The following is a 26,082-nucleotide window of genomic DNA, read 5'->3' on the forward strand; positions in this document are numbered from 1 at the left end:
TCCCAATGTTCCAAGGGATCGCGGGGCTTTCAATGTGGCGGTGACGGTGGGATTTGAACCCACGGTAGGGGGTTACCCTACACAACTTTTCGAGAGTTGCACCTTCGGCCGCTCGGACACGTCACCGCGGAAAAGCATACGCGACGGCGGGATCGAGCGCGAATCGAGGGGATCCGGCCGGGCGCGTCGCCGAACGCACCGGATCCCGTCGAGTGCACGGCTCATCGACGCAGAATTCCCGTGCGCTCGATGAGATGTCGTGCACTCGACAAGATCGCGTGTCGTCGACACGGTCGCGCTGGTGCGCGCCGCATCGGATCACCAGGCCGCGGCGACCTCGGCGTGCGTGCGCAGAATGCCCTCGGTGGATCCGGCCGGGGCGCGCCCGATGCCGCACTCGGTCGCGACGCCGAACGAGGCGGCGTGCGCGGCGGCCGCTGCGATGCGGCGCCTGGCGCCTTCGGCACCGTCCTCGCGGTGCACGAGACCGAGGTACAGCTCGGTGCCCTCGCCCACGGCGAGCGCGTCGAGCGGAGCGAAGTAGGCGTCGTCGTCGTGCTCGATCGGCACCGGCAGGTGCAACCAGGTGAGCGGGCGGGCGGCAGCCGCCGCGACGGCGTTCGCGTAGCGGACCAGGTTCGCCGCGTCGGCGGGCTCGAAGAAGTGCTTCTCGGCAGCATCGCCGTAGCAGAGGTGCACCCCGACCTCGACGTCCGCCGGCACCGCGTCGATGAGCGCCGACAGCCGCGCCACGAGCCCGTCGAACGGGTCACCCGCCCACCACGCCTCCATGACCTTCCCGTATCCGGCCGCGCGTTCGATGATGCCCAACTCGCTGGCCACATCCCACTGGATCGCGAGGTCGCCGTGCGGGATCGCGGCGAGGATGTCCGCGAGCTCCCGCAGGATCGCCGCCGTGTAGACGGGCTCGATCGCCGCCCGGTCCTCGCCGGCGAAGAACGAGGAGATGACGGCGAGCGGTGTGGGCAGCGACACCTGGAAGCGGATGCCGTCGGCGATCGCCCCCTCCTCGCGCAGGCGACGGAAGACCTCATAGGAGGCGAGCGCCGCGGCTGCATAGCCGAGTGGCGGCAGCGCGATCCCGGCCGCGTCGACACCGTCGCCGATCCGCAGCGGCCGGGCGTCGAGCCCCGCCCCGAAGGGGATCCGCTCGGCGCCCACGCGTTCGATCCCCTCCGCCTGACCCAGCACGTCGGGCTGGAACATGATCCAGTGGAACCGGGTCCCGACCTCGCCGTCCGGGATGCGGCGCAACCGCGGCCCGAGGATCTCGGCCGCGGTGCGCATGGTGGTCTCGGCATCGTCGTAGTTGACGCTGCCGACCAGCAGCGCTCCGCGAGGGTTCGTCATGACTGAAAGCGTAGGGCGGTCATCGCTGTCGGTTTTGCACGGTTGCGCTCCGCACACGGCCGCACAGCGAGAGTTAGGATGCCCTAAGAAGACCCCGGAACCCGGATCGGAGGACGCCGTCATGTCGCACATCCACTCGCCCGCGCTCGAGAAGACCGGATACGCGGTGCTGGATCCGCACGACCAGGCGGCCGATCCCGCCGAATGGCTCGATCTCGCATACGTGCCGTGGCGCTCCTCCGGCGTCACCCGGTTCGCGCCGCTCACGAGCTACTCCGGCGAGGCGGACTGCAACGGCTTCTGGAACCACACCCCGCCGCGCACCGACAAGGACGGCGTCTGGGTGACGGCGCAGACCGCGCTCGCGCCGACGCTGATGCGGCGCGCGCAGGAGGCCGGCGCGAACATCGGGCGCTGCCGCGTGGTCGAGCTGCAGCCGAACAGCTACGCCGACGCGATCTACAACCTGCATCAGGACGACAACAACCGCCTCAACCCCGATGGCACCGGCTGGGTGGTGCGCGGGTTCTACAACCTCACCGACGACCCGGACTCGCTGCTGATCCTCCGCGAGGATCGGTTCGACCCGGCCACGGAGATGCGCCTTCCGCTGCCGGCGGGCTCTCGGATCGTGGTCGACACCCAGCGCTTCTGGCACGCCGTCTGGCATCGCGGCACCGCGCCGCGGTATGCGCTCATCACGTCATGGACCTCGGGCCCTGAGCTCGACGCGCACCTCGCCGCCGGGCACGCGCACTCCGACGTGACGTCGGTGCCGCTGGATCCGGCCGTCGTCGACGCCGCACAGCACGAGCTGCATCGCCGTATCGAGGAGCGCCGCCGGGCGTTCGAGGTGCTGGGCGAGGTGCTGGAGCCCACCGAGCCGCTCTGGCCCTGATCGCGCCAGGGAGGTCCTGCGGTCGGGTCAGCCGGCCGCGACGAGGCGGATCCCGGACGCCTCGAGCTCCCGGAGGGTCGGATCAGCCGGATCCGCGTCGGTGACGACGCCGGCCACCTCGTCCAGCGCCAGCACGGTGTAGCGCGACGCCGTGCCGACCTTCTCCTCGCTCGCGAGCACATAGGTCTCCGCGGCCCGCGAAGCGAGAGCACGCTTCATCGCCGCCTCCTCCGGATCGCCGGTGGTCAGCCCGGCCGTGGGATGCACACCGGTGACGCCGAGGAAGAAGAGGTCTGCGCTGATCCGCTGCGCCGCCTCGACGGCCGCCGCCCCGCATGCCACCGCCGAATGCTTGAACAGCTGCCCGCCGATGAGGAACACGTCGGCGGCATGGTCGAGCAGCGCGGCGGCGATCGTGGGGCTGTGCGTGATGATCGTGCACGGCAGCGAGGTCGGGATCTCGGCGACCATCGCCAGGGTCGTGGTGCCCCCGTCGAGGATCACCGTCGCCCCCGGCTCGATGAGGGCCGCGGCGGCGGCCGCGACACGGGCTTTGCTGTCGGGGGCCACGGCAGCCCGCCGCCCGTAGTCCACCACGGCGGGTGATGCCGGAAGCGCGCCGCCGTAGACGCGCACCGCGAGGCCCGCGGCATCGAGCTCGCGCAGATCCCGACGGATGCTGTCCTCGGACAGCCCCAGTTCGGCGGCGACGTCCTTCGCCACGAGCCTGCCGTCGCGATGCAGTCGCTCGAGCAGCATCTCCTTGCGCGCCGCAGCCAGCATTCCGACTCCTTCATGTTTGTGCACGTTTCTGCTGTATTGTACCCGACATGACCAAGCCACTCATGATCCTCATCGCCGGCCCCTACGCGTCGGGAACCGGCGGCGACCCCGCCCTCATGGCGCAGAACCTCACCCGGCTCGAGGAGGCGGCATGGCCGATCTTCCGCGCCGGGCACATCCCGATGATCGGCGAATGGGTCGCACTGCCCGTGCTGTCCAGCGCCGGCGCGACCGGCCCCGGCGACCCGCTCGCCACCGAGGTGATGTACCCGACCGCGGAGCGGCTGCTGCAGCACTGCGATGCGGTGCTGCGCCTGCCCGGCGAATCCCGCGGAGCAGACCAGGACGTCGCGATCGCCGAGGGGCGCGGGATCCCGGTCTATCGCCGTCTCGACGAGGTCCCGGGGATCGCCGCCTGAGCTCACGCTCACGGTGAGGACGTGGGGCGGCGTCAGCCGACGGGCAGGATCCGCCCCGCGTCGAGCCGGACCGTGCGATCGATCGTGCCGGCCGGGGGTTCCACGTGCGAGACGAGCACGACGGTCTGGGATCCGGCCGCGCCCAGCAGATCGCGCAGCAGCGCGTCGGACGCCTCGGGATCCACCCCCGCCGTCGGCTCGTCCAGCACGAGCACCCGGAAGTCGCGCAGGATCGCGCGAGCGAGCGCGATGCGCTGGGCCTGACCGCCCGAGACCAGGGCACCGCGCTCCCCGACCCGCGCGTCGAGCCCGCCTCGCTCCCGCACCCAGGGTCCGAGCCCCACCCGGTCGAGCACGGCGATCAGCTCGTCATCGGTCGCGGTCTCGCGGGCGAAGAGCAGGTTCTGCCGGATGTCCTCGTCGAACAGCATCGGATCCTGCTCGCACAGCCCGACATGGCGACGCAGCTCGGGTCCCGGCGCACCGCCCGCATCGCTGTCGCCGATGCGGTAGGAGCCGTCGAAGCGCAGGAACCCGACGAGGACGGCGGCGAGCGTGGTCTTGCCCGCGCCGCTGGATCCGGTGACGAGGACCCGCTCCCCCGGCGCGACGTCCAGGTCGAGGTCGTGCAGCGAGGGGGTGCGGGCGCCCGGCCACGACGCGGTCACGCCGCGGAGGCGCAGCGCGCCGTCCTCGATGCATCCCTCGCCCTCGTCGCCGCGCACCTCGGCCGGCAGCGCGGAGGGCAGGAGGGCGTGGATCCGCTCCGCACCGGCGCGCACGCCGCGCCACGCCGAGGCGGCCTGCGGCACGGCCGAGAACACGTCGAACACCGCCATGGGCAGCAGCACCGCAACCGCGAACCAGGGCGCATCGACGGCGCCTCCGGCCTGCCCGGGCGCGGCGACGGCGAGCGCCCAGATCGACGCGAAACCGGCCGCGATCGACACGAGCGCCGAGGACAGCGCCTGCGCCACAGCGGCGCGGGTGGCCGTGCGCCGCAGCGCGTCGTCCGCAGCCCCGATCCGTTCGCGGGCGACGCGCTCCGCACCGTAGGCCTGGAGCACGTCGAGGGCGGTGAGCTCGTCGACGAGGGCGCCGGCGAGCTCCGCCCGGTCGCGACTGAGGGCGCGCTCGGCCCGGCCGCCGACGATGCCGCCGAGCACGACCGCGCCGAGGACGGCGATCACCAGGCAGACCGCGAGCGCAAGAGCTGCGGCGGGAGCGATGACGGCGAGGACTCCGATCGAGACGAGGGCCACGACCCCGCCGGTCAGCAGCGGCTGCACCACGCGCAGAGGCAGATTCTGCAGGTTCTCCACGTCGTCGACGAGGGCGGCGAGCACCGAGCCGCGGTCCGTGGACCCCAGTCCCGCCGGCGCCAGCGGGGTGAGCCGGCGCACGACCGCCGCCCGCAGATCCGCGAGGCGGCCGAGCGCGGCATCGTGGCCGATGAGGCGCTCGAGATACCGCGTGACGGCCCGGGTGACGGCGAAGAAGCGCACGCCGACGATCGCGACGGAGAGCGGCACGAGGTTGTCGACGAGCGACGCGGTGACGATGAGCCATCCGCTCACCAGCAGCAGGCCGACCGCGGCCGCCGCCGAGACGATCCCGGCGAGGAGCGCGGGCAGGAACCGTCGCGTCCGGGGCATCGCGAGGCGCAGGATCCCGCCGACCGTGTCCGGGAGATCCGGGATCGGATCCGGATCCGACGCCGCTGTCGTCGATGAGGCGTCCGCAGGGTTCGAGCGGGCACCCGCCGTACCGGCGACGGTCGCATCTGCCGGATCGATCGAGACCGCGGCGACGGGAGCGACGACCGGGTCGTCTCCGATCCGCACGATCTGGTCGGCGATCGCACGGGCCGACTCCCGGTGCGAGACCAGCAGCACCGTCGCCCCGTCATCCGCCGCGCGGCGCACCGCGTGCCACAGCCGATGCTCGGTCACGGCGTCGAGGGCACTCGACGGCTCATCGAGGGCGAGCACACGCGCACCGGATCCGAGCCGGTACAGGGCGCGGGCCACGGCGACGCGCTGCGCCTGACCGCCGGAGAGGCCGGCGCCCTGCACACCGAGCACCTGATCCGGATCCAGTTCGGCCGCGGCCGCGGCGGCGAGCGCGCTCCGCACGCGGGCGAGATCGGGGGCAGGGTCGCCGAGCGCGACGTTCGCGGCGATCGTGCCGCGGATGAGCCCGGGGCGCTGACCGGCCCACGCGAGCCAGGCGGCCGGATCCGGATCCGCTGCATCCCCGCCCGCGACCTCGCCTGCGCCGTGACGCACCGCCGCACCCCCGACGCGGATGGCGCCGTCGTACGTCGCCCCGCCGCGCAGAGCCGCGAGCAGACTCGACTTGCCGGATCCGCTCCGCCCCTCGAGGAGCGTGACAGTGCCGGGCTCGGCCGTGAAGGTGACCTCTGGAAGGCGCAGCGATCCGTGCCGCACGGCGACCCCGTCGACGACCAGCCGGACCGCCCCTCCTGTTTCGAAGCGCGCGAATTGCTGGATTCCGGGCCCATCAGCAGCAAAGTGCGCGCTTCGAACAGTGGAGGGATCCGCTTCGAGCACCTCGAAGACGTCCTCGGTCGCGGCGACGCCCTCGGCCGCGGCGTGGAACTGCACCCCCACCTGACGCAGCGGCAGGAAGGCTTCGGGCGCCAGCAGCAGCACGAAGAGCCCGACGCCGAGGCTCAGCTCGCCGCCCAGCAGGCGCAGTCCCACCGACACGGCGATGATCGCCACCGCCAACGACGAGAGCAGCTCGAGCGCGAAGCCGGAGAGGAACGAGTACCGCAGCACCCGCATGGTCTCGCGGCGGTACTGCTCGGCGGTCTCCCGCATCCGGGTGGCCGCGCGGCGCTCGCGTCCGAACACCCGCAGCGTGGCGAGGCCCTGCACCGTGTCGGCGAAGCGCGCCGCGAGCGTGTGCAGCACCTGCAGCTGCTTGCGCTGCACGCTGCGCGTCGCGATGCCGATGAGGATGAGGAACAGCGGGATGAGCGGCAGCGTGACGAGGGCCGCGAGCCCGCTCGGCCAGTCCTGCCACCACATCACGGCGACGATGATCGGCGTCGCGATCGCCGTCAGCACGAGCTGCGGGATGTAGCGGGAGAAGTACGGATCCAGCGCGTCGAGTCCGTGCCCCGCCGTCACGGCGAGCGCAGCGCGGTTGCGCGAGCCGAGCCACGCGGGGCCGCGGCGGGAGATCGCGTCGAGCAGCGCCGTGCGCAGTTCGCGCCCGGCCTGCGCGGCCGCGCGGGCGCCCCACGCCTCCGACACCCAGAGCAGCGCGGCGCGCACCAGAACCACGAGCGCGAGCAACGGCACGTGACCGAGCGGCGAGCGGCCGGAGGCCACGTCCGTGATGCCCGCCGCCAGCAGGCCCGCGAAGGCGATCGTGACCGCGGTCTGCACCAGGGCGATGCCCGCGGAGACCGCGAGATAGGTGCGCGCGGCGGGCGCCCACCGCAGCAGTCGCGGATCGATCGGCTTCATCGGCTCTCCCACCGGTTCTGCCTCGACGCGGCCATCCGCCGGTAGCTGCGACGCTTGCACGACCTTGCGACGCCTGCAGGATCGGATCCGGTGATTCGATCGTGCCTCCGTCTCCGGATCGTGCACGCGTTGCTTGGCCGCCCTCCCCGTCCACCCCGCACACCCCGCACACCCCGCACACCCCGCACACCCCGCACACCCCGCACACCCCGCACACCCCGCACACCCCGCACACCCCGCACACGCGGCCATCCGCTGGCAGCTGCGACGCCTGCACGACCTCGCGACGCCTGCACGACCGGATCCGCGAATCCGTCGCGCATCCGTGGCGGAGTCGTGCATCCGTCGCAGGCCAGCCGGCCCGGAAGGCGATCCGACCCGGTCATGCGTGCGCGGGAACGGCCTCGATCGTCGACCGGCGCACGCGCTTGCGGAACACCCAGTACGTCCACGCCTGGTAGGCGAGCACGAGCGGCATCGCCACGAGGGCCGTCCAGCTCATGATCTGCAGCGTGTACGGCGTGCTGGACGCGTTCTCGATCGTGAGCGAGTTCGCCGGGTCGATCGTGGAGGGCAGCACGTTCGGGAACAGCGCGGAGAACAGCATGAGCACGGCCGTGAGGATCGTGACGACCCCGGCGGCGAACGCCCAGCCGTCGCGGCCGCGCAGCGAGAAGACCACCGACACGATGAGGAACACCGCGGCCACGGCGCCGAGCGCGATCACGGCCCAGAGCAGAGACGGTCGTCCGGCGGCGATCACGATCGTCCACGCCACGGTCCCGGCCGCCGCGAGGATCGTCGGCAGCGCGGCGAGACGCGCCACGCGGCGGGCCCGCTCGTGCACGACGCCGTCGGTCTTGAGCGCCACGAAGTACAGTCCGTGCAGGAAGAACAGCAGCAGCGTGGTGACGCCCACGAGCAGCCCGTACGGGTTCAGCAGGTCGAACACCGATCCGCGGAAGACGTGCTTCTCATCCAGCGCCACGCCCTGCACGATGTTGCCGAACGCGACGCCCCACAGCAGCGCGGGAACGGCGGATCCGATCACGATCATGGTGTCGAAGCGGCGCTTCCAGCGCGGATCGTCCCGCTGGTGCCGGTACTCGAACGAGACGCCGCGCAGGATGAGGGCGAGCAGGATCACCAGCAGCGGCAGGTAGAAGCCGCTGAACAGCGAGGCGTACCACTCGGGGAACGACGCGAACAGGCAGGCGCCCGCCACGATCACCCAGGTCTCGTTGAGGTCCCAGACCGGGCCGATCGTGTTGATGACCTGGCGCCGCGAGACGTCGTCCTTGCCGAGAAAGGGCAGCGACATCCCGACGCCGAAGTCGAAGCCGTCGAGCACGAAGTAGCCCACGAAGAAGAGGGCGACGATCCAGAACCAGAGCGTTGCGAGATCCATGTCCGTGTCCTTCCTCAGTACACGACCGACGGGACGGGGGCGTCCTCGTCGTGCTTCTCGGTGGTGTCGGGCCCCTTCTTGGCGGCGCGGACGATGAGCCCGACCTCGACGACCGCGAGGGCGGCATAGATGGCGGTGAAGGAGATGAGCGAGATGAGCACCTCGACCCCGCTCACTCCGGGCGAGACCCCGTTCTTCGTCGTCATCAGGCTGAACACGATCCAGGGCTGCCTGCCCATCTCCGTGAACACCCAGCCGACGATGTTCGCGCCCAGGGACAGCGGGAAGGAGTAGATCGCGATCTTCCACATCCACTGCGCGGGCTCGCGCTTGGCGTTCTTTCGGGTGAACCAGAGGCCGGCCACCGCGACCAGCGCGTGGGCCATCCCCAGCCCGATCATCCAGCGGAACGCCCAGTAGGTGACCCACAGCACCGGGTTGAACTCGGTGAGCCCCGTGGACGCGAACTTCTGCGCGTACTCCGCGTTCAGGTCGTTGATGCCGTGCACGCAGCCGTCCAGGGTGTGGTTGGACAGCAGCGACAGCAGATACGGCACGCGGATCGAGAACAGGTCGGTCTTGCCGTCCGGCGTGCCGAGCGTGAACAGGCTGAACGCCGCGTCCTTGCCGCACACCGTGTTGAACGTCGCCTCGGCGGCCGCCATCTTCATCGGCTGCGTGGAGTACATCGCGAGGCCCAGCTGGTCGCCGGAGAGCACGACGCCGGCGGTCGCGACGAGGATCGCCCACAAGCCGAACTTCAGGGACTTCCGCATCGTCACGACGTGCTGGCCACGGGAGAGGTGCCAGGCCGAGACCGAGATCACGACGCCGGCCGCGAGCATGAACGCGCCGAAGATCGTGTGCGGGAACGCGGCGAGCGCGACCTTGTTGGTCAGCAGCGCCACGAAGTCGGTGAGCTCGGCGCGGTTGGTCGCCGCGTTGTACGTGTAGCCGACCGGGTTCTGCATGAACGCGTTCGCGGCGATGATGAAGTACGCCGAGAGGATCGTGCCGATCGCGACGCCCCAGATGGTGGCGAGGTGCACCTTCTTCGGCAGCTTGTCCCAGCCGAAGATCCACAGGCCGATGAAGGTCGCCTCGAGGAAGAACGCGAGCAGCCCCTCGAACGCCAGCGGGGCGCCGAACACGTCGCCGACGAAGCGGGAGTAGTCCGACCAGTTCATGCCGAACTGGAACTCCTGCACGATGCCGGTCACCACGCCCATGGCGAAGTTGATGAGGAAGATCTTCGAGAAGAACCGCGTCAGATGCAGGTACTCGATCTTGCCGGTGCGCACCCATGCGGTCTGGAAGATCGCGGTGACGGTGGCCATGCCGATCGTGAGCGGCACGAACAAGTAGTGGTAGACGGTCGTCAGCCCGAACTGCCAGCGGGACAGGACGAGCGGATCAAGCCAATCCATGCGCGAGGCCTCCTGCGTTCGCGGATCCGGCGAGGGATCCTGTTCCGTGTGGGGATCCGGATCCTCCCGCGGATCCGATGCGCTCCTCGACCGCGGAGGCGGCGCCGTCCGTGCGATCCAGCTCGACCGTGCACTCCTCCGGCCGCGCCGCCGAGCGCACGCAGCGCGCCGTGAGCGGGCCGCCGGCCTGGGCGAGCACGCCCTGCATGAGGCCGAGATGCACCTGGCACAGCACCGGGCGGTGCTCCGGCCGCGCGGCGGCGTGCGGGCACGGGGTGAGCTCGACGGTGAGCCGGTCTTCGTCGATGACGGGCTCGAAGCCGCTCTCCTCGAGGTGCTCGACGAGCGCGTCGAGCTGGTAGGTGGCGCGACGGCCCAGTCCGGAGGGGTCCGTCCGCAGCACACGGCGCAGCAGGTCTCCGCGCCGGGCGGCGTCGTCGGCTTTCTGCTTGGCGACCGGGCTCGATGCCTCGGGCGCGCCCGTGGCGGCGCTGTACAGCACGCGCGGGCGACCACGGGTCGTGCGGTGCTCGGTGGTCGGCACGACGTACCCGCCCTCGATCAGCCGCTGCAGGTGCTCGCGCACGGTGTTCGGGTGCAATGCGGTGGCCTCGCACAGCTCGCCGATCGTGCGGCGCGGACGCGCCTGCACGAGATGCAGGATCCGCACCCGCGAATAGCTGGAGATCGGCCCGCAGACGGGCCCGGCGCTGGCCATGGCTCCATACTCGCATCGCGCACGGCCGCGGACGGGGACTTCGGCCGTGAATAATGCTGCGCGCGATAGGAGGTTCGGATCACGACCATGCGGATCACGGATCCGTCCGAGGGTCCCGGGTCGGACTCTCCGCGTCAAGCCTCCGGGGCGGAGCGGTGAGCGAGGGCGAGTTCGGAGATCGCGGCGACCACCGCGCGCACATCGCCGGGGCTCCCCCCCGCACGACCCGCCACGAGACCGGCGACGAAGGCGCTGAACGGCGCAGCGGGGCGGGCGACGCCGTTCGCGACGTCACGGGCGAGGTCGAGGATCAGCGCGATCGGCAGGTCGTCCTCGGCGAGGCCGAACCGTTCGCGCAGCTCGGCCGCCCACTCGTCGAGCGCCTCCGGGGGCAGGGTGCGGTCGTTCGGGGTCATCGGGGCTCCTCTGATCGTGCGGCGGATCCGGCGGCGTCGGCGCGAGCGCGTTCGAGGTCGTCCGGGGTGTCGATGTCGGCCGTGATCCCATCCTCGTCCGCGACCCACCGGATCGGAAGACCGCCGAGCAGGGCGCGGCAGGAGGCGCCGTCGACCTCGCCGAACCCGGCCAGAGCCGCGCGCACCGCGGCGGCGCTGTAGCGTCCGGCGAGCCATTGGGGGTGGCCGCCTGCCCGGAACACGAGGGCGTCGGGCGAGCCATCGAGACGGGTCGGCTCCCTCTCGGCCAGGCGCGCGATGACGGCCTCGGGGTGAGCGAGATCTCCGGCCAGGAGCAGGAACTCCTCCGCGTCGTCGAGCTCGGGGCGGGACAGGGCCGCGGCGAGCGCCGCGACCGGGCCTCCGAACGGCGGATCCTCGCGCACCCAGGTCACGGCGCGCCCGGGTGCTGCGCCCGCTCGCGCTCCCCTGTCAGCGGGCGCCGGACCGACCGCGACGACCGGGGACACCCCGTGCGTCGCGAGCGCGTAGAGCGTGCGATCCCACGGCGTGGAGGCGCCGAGCTCGAGCAGATGCTTGGCCGCGCCGCCCATCCGCCGGGCGCGACCACCCACGAGCACGACCGCGCCGATCGGCGTCGACGCGGAATCGGGTGCCGGCATGAGGCTCAGTCCAGCTCCAGCACGTCGACGAGATCGCCGATCTCCACCTCCGACACGTCGGCCGGCACCACGGCGTAGGCCCTCGCCCCGGCGAGCCCGACCGTGAGATGCGAGCCGGATCCCCCGCGCGTCGCGGGCAGGACCGTTCCGTCCACGATCACTGCGGGCAGGTACTGCCGGCGGTCCGGTGGCGTGCGCCAGGCCGCACCGGCCGGGATGCGCCGCACCGGACGGAGGACCTCGGCGCGGCCCTGCAGTCGCAGCAGCGCCGGGCGCACGAACGTCTCGAACGACACCGCCGCACTGACGGGGTTGCCCGGCAGCCCGAACAGCAGCATGCCCTCCGCGGTCACTCCGAACGCCTGCGGCTTGCCCGGCTGCATCGCCACAGCCACGAACTCCATCGCCTCGCCCATGCTCAGTCGCACGGCCTCGTACGCTCCGGCGCTCACCCCTCCGGAGAAGATGACGACGTCCGCGCCGAGCGCAGCGGCCCGGGCGGCCGCCTCGGCGGGACCGTCGCCGTCGTCGCCGACCACCTCGCGCAGCACGATCTCGGCACCGGCCTCGGCCGCGAGCCCGGCCAGAAGCACGCCGTTGGACTCGGGGATCTGCCCGCGACGCAGCGGAGCACCGGGCGCGACCAGCTCGGATCCGGTCGACACCACGGCCACGCGCGGGCGCGGCGCGACCTGCACCTCGGCGATGCCGACCGAGGCGAGCGCGGACAGCTGCCGCGGACCGAGCAGCGCGCCGGCGGGCAGCACGACCGCTCCGGCCGCGGCGTCGCTCCCGGCTCGGCGCACGTGCGCGCCCGCTGCGCGCGGGGCGTGCTGCACGACGGCGGTCCGCAGCGAATCTGCGAGCCCGCCGGCGGTGTCCTCGAAGGGCACGATCGTGTCAGCCTCGGTGGGCAGCGCGGATCCGGTCATGATCCGCACGGCGCAGCCCGGGGCGAGGGGCGGATCCTCCGGGCTTCCGGCGGGCAGATCCGCCGTCACCTGCAGGGTCACCGGTGCGCCCTCCGAGGCGCCCGCGACATCGGCGAAACGCACCGCGAAGCCATCCATCGCGGAGTTGTCGAACACCGGCACCGGGTTCACCGCGACGGCGTCGACCGCGAGCGTCGACCCGCCCGCCCGGTCGATGGGGATCGTCTCGGCAGCGCGGGGACGCACGGCAGTGAGCACCCGTTCCTGCTGCTCCTCGACCGTGCGGAACGTGCTGCCGTGGCTGCCGCCGGGGGGAGAACCGTGACTCATCGCCTGCTCCTCGCGTCCATGCTCCCGAGGGTACCGGTGCACGACGACCCACCTTCCGCTCGCTGGTCGCCAAGCGCCCCTTCCGCGCCCCGCAACGGGCCATACGAGACCACCGAACGAAAGTGCCACACGAAGCCACCTGGCCCACCTTCCGCTCGCTGGTCGCCAAGCGCCCCTTCCACGCCCCGCTACGGGCCATACGAGACCACCGAAGCGGCTTCGGGATGTCGGCATCCCTCGTCGCCCCCTGCCCTACGCCGCCCCTCCCTCTCCTCAGCCCCGGCTGTCCGCACCCCCGGCTAGCCTTGCTGCATGGCCACCAGGAAACCCACCGCACCCGCGTACGTCTGCACCGAGTGCGGATGGACGACCGCGAAGTGGGTGGGTCGGTGCGGCGAATGCCAGCAGTGGGGCACGGTGACCGAGCAAGCAACGCAGACCGGCATCGTGCGCCGGGTCGAGGCCACGGCCCCCGTGGCGGGCCGGCGGGCGCGCCCCATCACGTCGCTCACGTCGCAGGAGTCGCCGCCACGCTCGAGCGGGGTCGCCGAGTTCGACCGCGTGCTCGGCGGCGGCATCGTGCCCGGGGCGGCGATCCTGCTGAGTGGTGAACCCGGGGTCGGCAAGTCCACGCTGCTGCTCGAGGTGGCCGCCGCGGCCGCCCGCGCCGGCCGGCGGGTGCTCTACGCGAGCGGCGAGGAGTCCACCGCACAGGTGCGCCTGCGCGCCGAGCGCACCGGCGCGCTGCATGACGAGCTCTACCTGGCGGCCGAGACCGACCTCGGCACGATCCTCGGTCACATCGACGAGGTCTCCCCCGAGCTCGTCATCGTCGACTCGGTGCAGACCGTCGCCTCCGCCCTGTCCGACGGGGCCGCGGGTCAGCCCGCCCAGGTGCGCGAGGTGGCGTCGGCGCTCATCCGGGTGGCGAAGGAGCGAGACCTCCCGATCGTGATCGTCGGGCACGTCACGAAGGACGGATCGGTCGCCGGTCCCCGTGTGCTCGAGCACCTCGTCGACGTCGTCTGCCACTTCGAGGGCGACCGGCAGACGTCGCTGCGGTTCGTGCGGGCGCTGAAGAACCGGTTCGGGCCGACCGACGAGGTCGGCTGCTTCGAGATGACCGGATCCGGGATCGCCGAAGTGCCGGATCCGTCGAGCCTGTTCCTCTCCCGCGGGCGCCCCGAGCCGGGCACCTGTGTCGCGATCGCGCTGGAGGGCCGACGTGCGATGCCGGTCGAGGTGCAGGCGCTCACGATCCCGACCCAGGCGCCGAACCCTCGTCGCGTGGTGAACGGACTCGATTCGTCGCGTGTGGCGATGGTGCTGGCGGTGCTCGAGCGCCGGGCCGGCATCAGGACCAGCGACAAGGACGTGTACGTATCGACGGTCGGCGGCGTGCGCTTCGTCGAGCCCGCCGCCGATCTGGCGATCGCGATCGCGGTGGCAGGGTCCCTCACGGAGAACGCCGTGCCGCGCACGCTCGCCGCGGTCGGCGAACTGAGCCTGGCCGGCGAGGTGCGCCCGGTCACCCAGGCGGCGCAGCGCCGCTCGGAGGCGACCCGGCTCGGCTATGCGCACGTGATCGACGATCGCTCGGCGACACTGCGCGGGGCGCTCGGCGACGTCAAGGCGCACCGGGCGCCGCGTCGTCTCGACGACGAGATCCCCGCCTTCTGACGGACGTTCACACGTCCTGATAGACGGTCACGCCTCCAGGGCGCGCAGCAGTTCCTCGGGCGGCGCCTGCATGGGGTGCGGACCGGCGATATCGAGGAACACCGTGGTGATCACGTCGCGATGGGTCGTGAGGAAAGAACGCAGCCACACCGGCGAGTAGATGCCCACGCCGGGCGGGAGGTTCGCGGGCTTGTGCTTCGCGTCGCTGAACAGAAGCAGCGCGACGTCACCCGTGGACGGATCCCGATAGGTCCACACCTCTCCGCTGTCACGAGGGTTGTCCCTCGCACCGGGCCGGATGAGAGGCACGACCGTGTTGCCGTTGCGCAGCGCGAGCGCGACCGCGGCCATGTCCTGCTTCTCGAGCGCCTGCGCGAGAGCTTCGGAGCGGAAATCCGCCGCGGCGGGTGCCCTCTTCTTCGACTTCTTCACGGCCATCGTTCCAGCTTAGAAGTTCCCGCACAAAGAGGAGGACCTCTTCGCTCATCGCTTGGGGACAGATGATTGAAGAGGCCCTCAAAGTCCTCGACGACGGACGACGATGCGCTGGGGACGCTTGAGATTGTCGAAGCCACTGGGGATGGCACCCGCCAAGATCTCGAAGACTTGATCTCTATGGTATCCCAAAGGATGCTCCTAGGCGACAAATTCCCACTTTCCGCCCAGTTTCAGTTGAGCAGGAACTGCATCGGGTTCGTGCTCTGGAACCCCCCGATCGATACCGTCAGCCGGTAGGCGGCCCCGCCGCCGGGGGCGCGCTGCCGGTCCGTCGCCGCGCAGGTGTCCACGCTGGAGCGCGTGCGGTCCCACGTGACAGGGGTGGAGCTGGTGATCGTCGCGCCGGCCTTGATGGTCTGGATCGCGTCGCTCGGCGTCTGCTGGCAGTCCGTGGAACGCCACCACGTGTCGTTGCCGCTGGTGATGGTGAACGCCTGCGTGGTGGTGCCGACGTTCATGGTGCAGTCCTTGGTGCTGCTGTTGGTCAGCGAGATCGACAGCTGCGGATTCTGGTCGGCGGAGTAGGAGTCGTGGTCGGTGACGGCCGTCACCTGCACCTCGGCCGCCGTGCACGGCACCGGCCCCGCATCGGCGGTGCTGGTCGGCGAGGGCGTCGTGGCGGACGGGTCCGGGCTCGCGTCCGCGCTCGGATCCGGCGACGCGGGCGGGGTGGAGGTCGTCGGCGAGGGCGTGGACGACCGCGTGGCGGATGGCGTCGGATCCGGCCCCGTGCCGCCGCGCGCCACGAGCGACCACACGAGCCCGATCAGCAGCGCGAGCAACACGATGATGATGCCGAGGACCACGATCCGCCGGCGACGATAGACGGCGGCGGACTGGCGAGGGCTCATGCTTCCAGGTTAGACAAGGTGCTTGAGCATGCGCGTGTTGCCGAGCGTGTTCGGCTTCACGTGCGCGAGGTCGAGGAACTCGGCCACGCCCTCGTCACCGCTGCGCAGCAGCTGGGTGTAGACGTCGGGATCGACGACCTGCTCGCCGATCGGCGCGAATCCGCGGCGCTGGAAGAACGGCACCTCGAAGGTCAGGCAGAACAGGCGACTGAGGCCGAGTCCGACCGCGTGCTCCTCGAGGCGCTCCACGATCGCCCGCCCGACGCCGTGGTGCTTCCATCCCTCTTCGACGAGCAGGGTGCGCACCTCGCCGAGGTCCTCCCACATCACGTGCAGCGCTCCGCAGCCGATGAGGCGGCCGTCGGCCTCGGCGACCACGAACTCCTGCACCGCGCCGTACAGCACCGCGATGTCCTTGCCGAGCAGGATCCTTCGCTCCACGAGCGGCTCCAGCAGTGCGTAGATGCCCTGGACGTCGGCGGCCCGCGCGGGCCGGACGAGATACTCGCTCATCCCTCCAGCCTACGACCGCGCCTCCGCCCTCCGGGGGCGACGCGGCCCCGTCGCCCGCTCACAGGGAACGGGGCGACGGGGCCTGAAGCCCGGCCTGCACATTCAGACGGTGACGATGACGTCATCCGCATCCACTCGCACGGGGACAGGGCGGAGCCCGACGCGGCGATCCGCCGGGTGCTTGCCGGTCAGGATGTCGAACTCGAAGCCGTGCCAGGGGCACACGATGTTCCGGTCCGTGGGGTGGAAACCCGGTCCGCCGCTCTTGAGTCCGTCCTCGCCCTGTACGAGCTGCACGGTGCGCGGCATGATCTTGCCCTGACAGACCGGCCCGCCCTGATGCGGACACACGTTGTACCAGGCGCGCACCTCTCCGGCGTGGAAGTACAGACCCAACTCGGTGCCGTCGACATCGACGACGATCCGCTCGCGCTCCTGCAGGTCGGCGAGGCTCGCGACCACGACGTCCCGACGCACGACCTGCGCGCTCATTCGGCCCTCCGGTACCAGATGGCCATGTCGAAGAGGTTCACGTCTGCGGCGTCCAGCAACGCCGTGACGAGCACGACGGTCTCGGTCGCGTTGAGCGCGTCCTCGCGGATCGGCCACGCGATCTTGCCGACCCGATCGGTCTTGGCGGAGAAGAGCCGCGCGGCGGCGTAGAGCACATCGGCGATCTGCTCGTCGGAGACCTCGGCGCCGCGCTCCTCGGCGGCGACGTGCTGCACGAGCTCGCCGAGGCGGGCGATGACCGTCGACAGCTCGGCGGTCTCGGGGGCGGTGGTGGTGTTGTTGTCAGTCATGTCAGGAGATCCCGGGTCGTTCCTGGAGCACGCGCTCCGCGGAGGGCTTCTGTCGGTCGGTGGGGAGGTTGAACACTCGTGCGGCGTTCAGCCCGAGGATGTTGCGCTTGGCCTGTTCGGAGAGGAAGGGCAGGCGCGTGATCGTAGACGGTGCATCCCAGTCCCAGTGCGGCCAGTCGGACGAGTAGAGCAACTGGGTCTCCGCGTTGAACGACTTCATGGTCGCCTCGAGCAGCTCCATGTTGGTCCGTTCCATCGGCTGGGTCGTGTACCACATCTCCTTCATGTACTCGCTCGGCAGGCGCTTGAGACCCGGAGCCTCACTGGGGCGCATGAGCACCTCGTGGTCGAGCCGCTGCATGAGGAACGGGATCCAGGCCAGTCCGCTCTCGACCCACACCATCTTCAGCTTCGGGAAACGCTCCGGCATGGCGTTGATGATCCAGTTGGTGACATGGATCTGGTTGTAATGCGTGAACGAGAGCGCATGCATCGAGAGGAACCGGTTCAGCTGCGAGAACGACGGATCCCCCCAGTGATAGCCGGAGTGGAAGGCGAGCGGCTTGCCGCTGTCCTCGATGAGCTTGTAGAGGCGCGTGTAGACGTCGGAGTGCACCGGATTGTTGCGGGTCGAGCACACCGTGTAACCGATGATGCCCGGATCGTCCGCATAGGTCTCGACGAGCTCCTCGCACACCTCGGGGGTGTTGTACGGCAGGTAGAGCATGCCCTTGAGACGCGGATTCGGCGGCAGGATCACCTCGGTCAGCCAGCGGTTGAACGCGCGACCGAGCACGACCTCGACCTCGTCCTGCGGGTGCATCCCGAGCATCAGCATCGCGCTCGGGAACACCACCTGATAGTCGAGGCCCATGGCGTCCATGCCGCGACGTGCCGCCGTCACGAACGGGTGCCCCTCCGTACCCTCCACCGGCTCCTTGCGGCCCTGGTGGCCGATGCGGCCGCCCACGCTCTGGTGCGACATGCCCGGCTGGATGTTCAGCAGCGCGTTGTTGCCGCCGAATCCGTGGAACTGGCTCAGGCCGAGGTCCCGCCACACATCGTTGTCGATGAGGTCGAGCACCTCGCCCCAGAAGTGGTCTTCGGAGACGTGGGCGTCGATGTCGACGATGAAGTAATCGTCGTAGTCGTCTCGCGCCTGCTTCGTCGCGTGGGCGAGCACGTCGCGGGTGTCGGAGCGGCCGCCGATCTCGGCGAGCTCGCGGATCCGCGGCGCGTCGGAGCGGGGTGTGGGCAGGTCACTCATGGGCGTTCCTCTCGGGCGTCGATCGCTCAGTGCGCGGCGACGATCGCATCGGTCATCGTGGTCAGGTAGTCGTCCTCGGACGGCGCGGCGGATACGCGGTGCGGGATCACGACCGCGCGGGCGGGGTTGATCGCGAAGCCGTACGCGTCGCCGGGGCGGGGCACGGCGTCTGCGGCCATCTCGCCCGTGTCGACCCGTACCCGCAGCGGCAGGCCGTCCGCGCGGACGAGGAGGTTGACGGCGCTGCCGAGGTAGGTGCTGCGCTCGACGGCCGCGCGGAACCGTCCGGCGCCGGGCGCGAGGTCGTCGACCGGCATGATCCGGGCGTGCGCCGCGCGGAAGGCGACATCGGCCCGCTCCCCCGGCGCGGCCTCGCCGGTCACGACTCCGGCGACGACGAGCGACGTGCCGTCGACCTCGACGTCGGCGATGCCGTCGCGCACCGCGCGGATCGTGCCGGGGAGGATGTTCTGGAAGCCCATGAAGTCGGCGACATACGCCGAGTTGGGGCGGTCGTACAGTTCGCTCGGTGTGCCGTCCTGCACGATCGCACCCTCGCTCATCACGATGATCCGGTCGGAGAGCGTGATCGCCTCCTCCTGATCGTGCGTGACGTAGACCGACGTCGTCTCGAACTGGTTGTGCAGCGAGCGCACCTGCTGCCCCATCTGATAGCGCAGCTTGGAGTCGAGGTTGGAGAGCGGCTCGTCGTAGAAGATGATGCCCGGCCGGGCGGCCAGCGCGCGGGCGAGAGCCACCCGCTGCTGCTGGCCGCCCGACAGGGCGGTGACCGGACGCTTCTCGAAGTCCGCGAGTCCCACCGCGGAGAGCATGTCGGCGACGCGGGTGCGGCGCTCGGCCGCCCCCACCTTCGCGACCTTGAGCGGGTAGGCGACGTTCTCCGCCACGCTCATGTGCGGCCAGAGCGCATAGCTCTGGAAGACCATGCCCACCTGCCGCTTGTCGGCCGGCACGAACGTGCGCCGGTCGGTGTCCACGACGATGCGATCGCCCATGCTGATCCGACCGCCCGTGGGGCGCTCGAGACCGGCCAGGCACCGCAGCGTCGTCGTCTTGCCACAGCCCGAGGGGCCGAGCAGGGTGACGAACTCGCCGGATCCGATCGTCAGATCCAATCCGTGCAGGGCGGTCTTGCCGCCGTAGCGCTTGGTCAGTCCGGATACCTGGACCTCAGTCATGCCGATCAGTGCTCTCTCGCTGGGGGACGTCGGGTTCGAAACGGCTACTTCTTGAACTGCGCGTTGATGAAGTCGAAGTAGGGCTGGTTGAAGTTCGGGTCGGGGTTGGAGAACGGCAGGCGTCCGAGCTTGCTCAGCGCCGGCGCGCCCTGCGGGCCGGGTGCATCGGGCGTCCAGCCGTACGACTTGTTCTTCTCGGCGAGCGCCTTCTGCCCTTCGGGCGAGTACAGCCAGTTGATGTAGAGCTGCGCGGCGTCCGCGTGCGGGGCCTTGTTCACGATGCACATGCCGGTGCGGGACATGAAGTTGCCGCCGTCGTCGAGCGGGAAGACCGCGGCGACCGGGCCACCCTTGGCCTTCACATCCTCGTAGAAGCCCTGGTAGACCGCGATGCCGATCGGGAACCGGCCGCTGGCCACGTCCGCGGGGACGTTGGGCTCGGACTGGGCGAACTGCACGTCCTGCTTGGCGAGCGATTCGACGTAGGGCTTGCCCCACTTGTCGGCGCTCTCCGGCACCATGAGCGAGGTGAGGATGTAACGGATGCCGCCGGGGACGGTCGGGTCGCCGACCGTGATCTTGCCCTTCCACTTCGGGTCGAGCAGGTCCTTCCAGTTCTTCGGGGCCTCGTTCTCCTTCACCATGTCGGTGTTGTAGACGAACACGAAGTAGCGCATCGCGTAGTAGGTGAGGCGGCCGTCGAAGTTCGTCGGGATCTCGAAGCCGTCCGGAGCCGTCTGCACGTCGGCCTTGGTGCACAGATCTGCCTTCGCGGCGACCTGCGGCGACTCCCCGCCGTCGTAGATGTCGGCGATACGGTTGCCGCTCTGCGCCTCGGTCTCGATCTTGGTGATGCTCTGCGCGTCCGGCTGGTCCTGCTGGACGACCTTGATGCCGGGGAAGCGGTCCGTGAACGCCTTGAACAGCGCCTTCTGGGAGGAGACGCTGGGCCCGTAGACCACGATGTCCGTCTTCCCGTCGGCGACGGCCTTGCCGTACAGGTCGTTCATGTGCTTGTTGCCCGCGGCACTGGTGCCGGGGACCTCGATCGGAGTGTCGGGCTTGGCCGCGGCCGTGCCGGAGGAGCACGCGGTCAGGGCGGCGAGTGCGCCGATGGCCAGGGTGGCCGTGGCGAGGCGGAGGGTGGTGCGGGAGAACGTCATCATTCTTCCTCTCGGGTGTGTCAGGGGGTGATCCGGGTGAGGGGGACTGAGGGGGCGTGGCCCGAGCGGCCGGCGCGGGCGCGGAGGACCGCGGCGAGTTTCATGGACCCCGCGGCGAGCGCGAGCACGCCCATGGCCGCGACGAGGATGATCATGAACAGCGCGGCGCCCTGCGACATGTTGCCCTGCAGGAACTGCTGGAACGCGGTCAGCGAGACCGGCTGCAGTCCCGGCGGGGCGAGCAGCATCGGCACCGACAGGTTGCCTGCGATGAAGAGCGCGGAGAGGAACCATCCCGACAGGAAGCTGGGGACGACGAGTCGGAGCACGATCGTGAGCAGCACGCGCCAGGATCCGGCGCCGGACGTGCGCCCGGCCTCTTCGAGCTCCGGCGAGAGCTGGGCGAGCGCCCCCTCGGCGATCCGGCTGGAGACGGGGATCGTGGCGACGATGAGCACGAGCGTCATGAGGAACGCGGTGCCGTAGAGGCTGCGGAAGGCGGGCACGTAGAGCACTGCAAACATGTACGCCAGCGCGAGGACGATGCCCGGCAGCGCCCACGGGATCCACACCGAGAACGACGTGTACGAGCGGATGAAGCCCGTGCGGCGCGCCGTGACGTAGGTGGTGAGCAGAGCGACCGCGATCGAGCCGAAGCCGCCGATCACGGCGAGCCAGGCCGTGAGCCCCAGACTCGAGCTGAACTCGGGGTCCGTGAGCATCTGCACGTAGTTGTCGAAGGTGAGCCCGGTGCTCATGACGCCGAAGATCGGCTGCAGGCTGCCGAGGATCATCGCGAACAGCGGCAGGATCAGGTTCAGCAGCAGGAAGACGACGATGAGGGCCGAGAGCACCCAGCGCACGGGGCCGAGCTCCTGAGGCTCCCGGCGCGAGGTCTTGCCGGTGAGGGTCGTGAAGCTGCGCCCGCGGAGGATCCAGCGCTGCGCGAGGAAGAGCAGCAGCACGAGCACGATGAGCACGAGCGAGAGCGCGAAGGCCTTCGTGTACTCCGCCGGCGCCTGATCGCGGACGTAGTGGAAGATCTGGGTCGAGAACACGAAGATGTTGGCCTGCCGTCCGATCAGCTGCGGGCTGTCGAAGGACTGGAACACGAGCACCGCGATGAGGATCGCGGCCCCGGTGATCGCGGGCCCGACCGAGGGGATCGTGATGGTGAAGAAGGTCCGCACGGCACCCGCGCCGCTGATGGCGGCCGCCTCGTCGAGCGACTGGTCGCGATTCTTGAAGGCGCCGAGCATGAGCAGGTATGCGAACGGCATGTAGCCGAGCGACATCAGCAGGAACAGGCCACCCCAGCTCTGGATGTTGATGAGCGGCCCGTGCATGCCGAGCATGCGGCCGAACTGGTTCAGCAGGCCGTTCTGCGGGTTGCCCAGCATGATCCACCCGAGCGTGTGGAACAGCGGCGGCACGAACAGGTTGACAGCCATGAGCGGCGTCAGCAGGCGGCGACCGGGGACGTTGGTGTTCGCCGCGATCCACGCGAAGAGCCCTCCGCCGGCGACGGAGATCGTGCCGCACACGACCACGAGCAGCAGCGAGTTGCCCATGGTCTTCCACGTCTCGGGATCCTGGAACGCCGCGAGCAGCCCGCCGATCGTGAAGGGCAGGTCGTCGGACGGAAGTCCGTCGCGGAACGCGCCGATCGCGATCATCGAGACCGGGTAGACGAACACGAGCGTCAGGGCGGCGAGGAACACCGTCCACCCGAACCCGCCGGTCAGCGAGCGCCGGATCGATGCTCGCCGGTCGCGTTCGAAGTCGCTTGCCGTCACTGCCCTCTTCTTCCGTTCGCGAGAGCGGATCCGAGACCTCCGGTCACCCGGGATCAGACCGCTCCGTCTGTCGTGTTGTCAGCGTAGGAAGCCGCTGCGCGAGCCTCATCGGGCCCGGCTCCGAAGTCCTTCCCGGGCGGTCCGACACGGTGTCGGAACCCGGGCCGCCGGTGGCGCGATCGTGTCCGTCGGCGAGCCCCGGCGCGCGATCGCGACGCGCCGGGGATCGATCAGGGGGTCAGAGGAGGGCCGCGAGGACGGCGTCGTTCTCCGCGGGGAGGCCGACCGTGACGCGCGCACCGCCGGCGTTCGGGAACGGCCGGGCGAGGACGCCCTGCTCTGCGAAGCGCGCCACGAGGGCGCCGGCATCGCCGGGGAGGAAGAGGAAGTTGGACTGGCTCGGGAGCACGGAGACTCCCGCACCGTCGAGAGCCCGCACGATGCGCGCCCGCTCCGCGACGATGATCGCGATGCGCTCGTCGGCGATCGCGATCCCCTCGGGACTGAAGGCCGCGATGAGCGCGGCCTCGGCGATCCCGTTCAGCGCGAAGCCGACCGAAGTGCGCCGCAGCGCCTCCGCGATCCGCTCCGAGGCCGCCGCGTATCCGGCCCTGATGCCCGCGAGGCCGTGCGACTTCGAGAGCGTGCGCAGGATCACGAGGTTCTCGAACTCGTCGAGCAGCGGCAGCGTGGCCTCGACGGGCTCGTCGGTGACGAACTCGCGGTACGCCTCGTCGAGCACGACGATCACGTTCTCCGGCACCTGCCCGAGGAACGCACGCAGGCCCTCGACCGGGATCAGGCCGCCGGTGGGGTTGTTGGGGTTGCAGAGGTACACGATGCGTGTCTCGGGACGGATCGCCGCAGCCATCGCGTCCAGGTCCATCGCGCCGTCGTCGGCGAGACCGACCGCCGTGGTCTCGGCCCCGGCGAGCGCCAGAGCGGCCTTGTACGCCTCGAAGGACGGTGCGGGGTAGACGCCGTGCACGCCGGGCTCGCAGACGAGCCGCGCGAGACCGTGCAGCAGAGACCCGGAGCCGTTGTCCACCGCGACCCGGTCGGCGGCGACACCGAGAGCCCCGCCGATCGCGGCGCGGGCCGCGGCGCGGTGATAGTCGGGGTAGCGGTGCGACGTCTCGACCGCCACGGTCATGGCCGCGACGATCGGCGCCGACGGCGTCCAGGGCATCTCGTTCTGCGAGAGCCGGATGGGCGGCGGTGTCGCGCCGGCGGGACGGTTCGGGGTCTGCAGCATCTCATCGACGACGCTTCGGAACTCGAGCGACATGCGTCCTCCTCGGGCGGAAGTCAATTGTTAATAATGAATATGAACATTATTGAAGACGCGCCGCCCTGTCAACCCGCTCCGCCCCTCGAACCCTCAGGAGAGCAGTGTCGCGACCGAGGAATGCCGGTGCCGCTCGGCCGCGGACCGCGCAAGGTCGTGATCGCGCTGAGCGACAGCCGCCGCGAAGTCCAGGTGCGTACGCAGCCGCTCGGGAGTACTGGGCGCCGTGGCGCCTTCGAGCTGCTCCGCGATGATGTAGTCGACGAGGTTCGTGTAGAGGCTGCGCAGCAGTTCGTTCGGCGTGATCAGGGCGATCCGCGCGTGCAGCGCCCAGATCGCCGACGGCCCCGCCTCGGTGCCCCACACGGCCTGGAGCCGCTCGGCCAACGTCGCGATCTCGGCGACGTCGTCGTCGCTCGCATGCTCGATCGCATCGTGCAGCACCAGACCGTCCAGCGCGTCCAGCACGCGGAGGCAGTCGCTCGCGGTCGCCTTGCCCTCGCGCAGCTGCAGCAGCTGGTCGCTGAGCTGCATGAAGGGCGAGCGCGACGCGACGAAGATGCCGCCGCCGGGGCCGGGCTTCGCGTCCACCACGCCGCGCGAGCGCAGCAACTGGATCGCCTCGCCGAGGGTCGCGGGCGCCACCCCGAACCGGGTCGCGAGCTCCTGCCGCCTCCCGATGAAGTGCCCGGCCTTCCAGCCGCCGGAGACGATCTCGTCCTCGAGCGACTTCGCCACCTGCACGGCGACGGCGGCGTTGGTGATCTGCGTCATGACTTCCCCCGGTGATCCCTGCGGTGACCCCGAGCCGGCCACGCGTGAGTACAGAGTATGAGGTGACCCGCCTCGGCGCACCCTCTATTGGATATATTCATCATATCCAATGGCCATCGGCGACCACGGATCGTCGACTCGGGACGAAGGAGCCCCCATGACGGATCCCGCCGCGCTGCGCGCAGACGCCAGATCCCTCCAGCCCGAGCTGGTGCGCCTGCGCCGCGCGCTGCACGCGCACCCCGAGGCGGGATTCGCGCTTCCCCGCACCCAGCGCGCCGTACGCGACGCGCTCGACGGTCTCGGCCTGGAGATGCAGACAGGGCCGGAGGAGTTCTCCTCGATCACGGCCGTCGTGCGGGGCGCCCGGCCTGGTCCCGCCGTGCTGCTGCGCGCCGACATGGACGCTCTGCGAGTGCAGGAGCGCACCGGGCTCCCCTACGCGTCAGATGTCGACGGGTTGATGCACGCGTGCGGGCACGACCTGCACACCGCCGGCCTCGTCGGCGCGGCCCGGCTGCTGGCGGCGCGGCGGGAGCGGATGGCCGGCTCGGTCGTGCTCATGTTCGAGCCCGGCGAGGAGGCCGGAGGCGGAGCCCTCCGGATGATCCGCGAAGGCGTGCTCGACGCCGCGGGCCCCCGCGTCGAGGCGGCGTACGGCGCGCACGTCCTGCCCGGGCCTGCCGGCGTGTTCTCGACCCGCGGCGGGACGATCATGGCGGGCGCCTGCGCGCTCGAGATCGTGGTCGAGGGCCGCGGCGGACACGGGTCCCGCCCGCAGCAGGCGATCGATCCGGTGCCGGCGGTCGCGCAGATCGTCCTGGCCCTGCACGCGTTCGCGACCCGCCGCTTCCCGACCTTCGATCCGATCGTCCTCTCGGTCACGAAGCTCGCGGGCAGCGAGATCATCAACGCGATCCCCGACACGGCCTCACTGGGAGCGACGGTCCGCATCCTCTCGGACCGCAGCCGCGAGGTGCTGGAGAGGGAACTGCCGGATCTCGCGCACGGTATCGCGGCTGCGCACGGCTGCCGCGCCAGGATCTCCTTCCGCACCGTCTACCCGGTCACCGTCAACGATGAGACGTGCGCCGAGCGGGCGCTCGCGACGATCGGCGGGCTGCTCGGCACGGAACGAGCGGTCCCGGCCGCCGAGCCGTCGATGGCCTCCGAGGACTTCTCCGCGGTCCTGGCCGAGGTTCCCGGAGCGTTCCTCTTCCTCGGTGCCACACCGGAGGACATCGATCCCGACGAGGCGGAGATGAACCACTCCCCCCGTGCGCTTTTCGACGACGGCGTCCTCGCGGATCAGGCCGCAGCGCTCGCCGCGCTCGCACTCGCGCACGTCGGCCCCCGATGAGCGCCGCCGGATCGCTGCGGGGCGCC

Annotated in this window: 24 protein-coding genes and 1 tRNA gene; 4 read left to right on the forward strand and 21 right to left on the reverse strand. The window is 70.7% G+C overall.

The genetic code is table 11. From position 1 onward, the window contains the following. Window positions 1-35: 35 nt before the first annotated feature. Together ACFWCK_RS12050 and ACFWCK_RS12055 are read right to left on the reverse strand one after the other, a co-directional pair. Window positions 36-126, reverse strand: a tRNA-Ser gene (locus ACFWCK_RS12050). Window positions 127-318: 192 nt separating this feature from the next. After that, window positions 319-1,371: a hypothetical protein gene (locus tag ACFWCK_RS12055; RefSeq protein WP_378806035.1), complete on the reverse strand. Its 1,053-nt coding sequence runs from the start codon at window positions 1,369-1,371 to the stop codon at window positions 319-321. 121 nt (window positions 1,372-1,492) lie between these two features. On the opposite strand from ACFWCK_RS12055, the gene ACFWCK_RS12060 reads away from it, so the two are divergent. Beyond that, the gene (locus tag ACFWCK_RS12060; RefSeq protein ID WP_378806036.1) at window positions 1,493-2,269 is read left to right on the forward strand and encodes a hypothetical protein; all 777 of its coding nucleotides are present in this window, start codon (window positions 1,493-1,495) and stop codon (window positions 2,267-2,269) included. Between the two features lie 27 nt (window positions 2,270-2,296). Here the strand turns inward: ACFWCK_RS12060 and ACFWCK_RS12065 are convergent, their stop codons facing one another. Continuing rightward, the gene (locus tag ACFWCK_RS12065; RefSeq protein WP_378806037.1) at window positions 2,297-3,052 is read right to left on the reverse strand and encodes a DeoR/GlpR family DNA-binding transcription regulator; all 756 of its coding nucleotides are present in this window, start codon (window positions 3,050-3,052) and stop codon (window positions 2,297-2,299) included. A 47-nt stretch (window positions 3,053-3,099) separates the two neighbouring features. Between ACFWCK_RS12065 and ACFWCK_RS12070 the strand changes: the two genes are divergently transcribed. Beyond that, complete coding sequence (locus ACFWCK_RS12070; protein ID WP_233311151.1) at window positions 3,100-3,471, forward strand: DUF4406 domain-containing protein; 372 nt, start codon at window positions 3,100-3,102, stop codon at window positions 3,469-3,471. 32 nt (window positions 3,472-3,503) lie between these two features. Here the strand turns inward: ACFWCK_RS12070 and cydD are convergent, their stop codons facing one another. The 7 genes from cydD to glp all read right to left on the reverse strand — a co-directional run bounded on the left by cydD (window position 3,504) and on the right by glp (window position 12,864). Further along, window positions 3,504-6,971 carry a thiol reductant ABC exporter subunit CydD gene (cydD, locus tag ACFWCK_RS12075; RefSeq protein ID WP_378806038.1) on the reverse strand — a complete coding sequence of 1,156 codons (3,468 nt, stop codon included), beginning with the start codon at window positions 6,969-6,971 and terminating at the stop codon, window positions 3,504-3,506. A 382-nt stretch (window positions 6,972-7,353) separates the two neighbouring features. Further along, on the reverse strand, window positions 7,354-8,379 hold the full coding sequence (gene cydB / locus ACFWCK_RS12080; RefSeq protein ID WP_378806040.1) for a cytochrome d ubiquinol oxidase subunit II: 1,026 nt from the start codon (window positions 8,377-8,379) through the stop codon (window positions 7,354-7,356). A gap of 14 nt (window positions 8,380-8,393) precedes the next feature. After that, window positions 8,394-9,806 carry a cytochrome ubiquinol oxidase subunit I gene (locus ACFWCK_RS12085; RefSeq protein WP_378806041.1) on the reverse strand — a complete coding sequence of 471 codons (1,413 nt, stop codon included), beginning with the start codon at window positions 9,804-9,806 and terminating at the stop codon, window positions 8,394-8,396. Next, a complete protein-coding gene (locus ACFWCK_RS12090) occupies window positions 9,793-10,524 on the reverse strand; it encodes a helix-turn-helix transcriptional regulator (RefSeq protein WP_378806043.1) in 732 nt (243 codons plus the stop codon). Before ACFWCK_RS12090 ends, ACFWCK_RS12085 begins: the two co-directional genes overlap by 14 nt. 134 nt (window positions 10,525-10,658) lie before the next feature. After that, complete coding sequence (locus ACFWCK_RS12095; protein ID WP_378806045.1) at window positions 10,659-10,940, reverse strand: DUF6457 domain-containing protein; 282 nt, start codon at window positions 10,938-10,940, stop codon at window positions 10,659-10,661. Then, a complete protein-coding gene (locus ACFWCK_RS12100) occupies window positions 10,937-11,602 on the reverse strand; it encodes a molybdenum cofactor guanylyltransferase (RefSeq protein ID WP_378806046.1) in 666 nt (221 codons plus the stop codon). The genes ACFWCK_RS12095 and ACFWCK_RS12100 overlap by 4 nt, the downstream gene beginning before the upstream one ends. 5 nt (window positions 11,603-11,607) lie before the next feature. Then, window positions 11,608-12,864, reverse strand: a complete 1,257-nt coding sequence (gene glp, locus ACFWCK_RS12105) for a gephyrin-like molybdotransferase Glp (RefSeq protein WP_378806047.1) — start codon at window positions 12,862-12,864, stop codon at window positions 11,608-11,610. A gap of 312 nt (window positions 12,865-13,176) precedes the next feature. On the opposite strand from glp, the gene radA reads away from it, so the two are divergent. Beyond that, window positions 13,177-14,544 carry a DNA repair protein RadA gene (gene radA / locus ACFWCK_RS12110; protein ID WP_378806048.1) on the forward strand — a complete coding sequence of 456 codons (1,368 nt, stop codon included), beginning with the start codon at window positions 13,177-13,179 and terminating at the stop codon, window positions 14,542-14,544. Window positions 14,545-14,571: 27 nt separating this feature from the next. Here the strand turns inward: radA and ACFWCK_RS12115 are convergent, their stop codons facing one another. From ACFWCK_RS12115 to ACFWCK_RS12165, 11 genes are all read right to left on the reverse strand, one after another. After that, window positions 14,572-14,982 carry a dehydrogenase gene (locus tag ACFWCK_RS12115; protein WP_233311160.1) on the reverse strand — a complete coding sequence of 137 codons (411 nt, stop codon included), beginning with the start codon at window positions 14,980-14,982 and terminating at the stop codon, window positions 14,572-14,574. Window positions 14,983-15,212: 230 nt separating this feature from the next. Further along, on the reverse strand, window positions 15,213-15,893 hold the full coding sequence (locus tag ACFWCK_RS12120; RefSeq protein ID WP_378806049.1) for a hypothetical protein: 681 nt from the start codon (window positions 15,891-15,893) through the stop codon (window positions 15,213-15,215). A 9-nt stretch (window positions 15,894-15,902) separates the two neighbouring features. Beyond that, window positions 15,903-16,406, reverse strand: a complete 504-nt coding sequence (locus ACFWCK_RS12125; RefSeq protein WP_378806050.1) for an amino-acid N-acetyltransferase — start codon at window positions 16,404-16,406, stop codon at window positions 15,903-15,905. A 102-nt stretch (window positions 16,407-16,508) separates the two neighbouring features. After that, window positions 16,509-16,898 (reverse strand): Rieske (2Fe-2S) protein, encoded by a 390-nt coding sequence (locus tag ACFWCK_RS12130; RefSeq protein ID WP_378806052.1) that lies wholly within the window; start codon window positions 16,896-16,898, stop codon window positions 16,509-16,511. Then, window positions 16,895-17,209, reverse strand: coding sequence for a hypothetical protein (locus tag ACFWCK_RS12135; protein ID WP_378806053.1), 315 nt, complete (start codon window positions 17,207-17,209; stop codon window positions 16,895-16,897). The genes ACFWCK_RS12130 and ACFWCK_RS12135 overlap by 4 nt, the downstream gene beginning before the upstream one ends. A 1-nt stretch (window position 17,210) precedes the next feature. Beyond that, a complete protein-coding gene (locus ACFWCK_RS12140) occupies window positions 17,211-18,476 on the reverse strand; it encodes an amidohydrolase family protein (RefSeq protein ID WP_233311165.1) in 1,266 nt (421 codons plus the stop codon). A gap of 26 nt (window positions 18,477-18,502) precedes the next feature. Then, complete coding sequence (locus tag ACFWCK_RS12145; RefSeq protein WP_378806055.1) at window positions 18,503-19,675, reverse strand: ABC transporter ATP-binding protein; 1,173 nt, start codon at window positions 19,673-19,675, stop codon at window positions 18,503-18,505. 44 nt (window positions 19,676-19,719) lie between these two features. Next, window positions 19,720-20,838: an ABC transporter substrate-binding protein gene (locus tag ACFWCK_RS12150; RefSeq protein ID WP_233311167.1), complete on the reverse strand. Its 1,119-nt coding sequence runs from the start codon at window positions 20,836-20,838 to the stop codon at window positions 19,720-19,722. A gap of 20 nt (window positions 20,839-20,858) precedes the next feature. After that, on the reverse strand, window positions 20,859-22,634 hold the full coding sequence (locus ACFWCK_RS12155) for an ABC transporter permease (protein ID WP_378806057.1): 1,776 nt from the start codon (window positions 22,632-22,634) through the stop codon (window positions 20,859-20,861). Between the two features lie 238 nt (window positions 22,635-22,872). Further along, window positions 22,873-23,922, reverse strand: a complete 1,050-nt coding sequence (locus ACFWCK_RS12160) for a pyridoxal phosphate-dependent aminotransferase (RefSeq protein WP_378806058.1) — start codon at window positions 23,920-23,922, stop codon at window positions 22,873-22,875. 93 nt (window positions 23,923-24,015) lie between these two features. Then, entirely contained in the window at window positions 24,016-24,696 is a 681-nt protein-coding gene (locus ACFWCK_RS12165) for a FadR/GntR family transcriptional regulator (RefSeq protein WP_378806060.1), read from the reverse strand. A 157-nt stretch (window positions 24,697-24,853) separates the two neighbouring features. Here ACFWCK_RS12165 and ACFWCK_RS12170 point away from each other — a divergent pair, with 157 nt between their 5' ends. After that, a complete protein-coding gene (locus tag ACFWCK_RS12170; protein WP_378806061.1) occupies window positions 24,854-26,056 on the forward strand; it encodes a M20 family metallopeptidase in 1,203 nt (400 codons plus the stop codon). Window positions 26,057-26,082 lie beyond the last annotated feature (26 nt).

The organism is Microbacterium sp. NPDC060117, assembly GCF_042729315.1.
GTDB lineage: Bacteria > Actinomycetota > Actinomycetes > Actinomycetales > Microbacteriaceae > Microbacterium.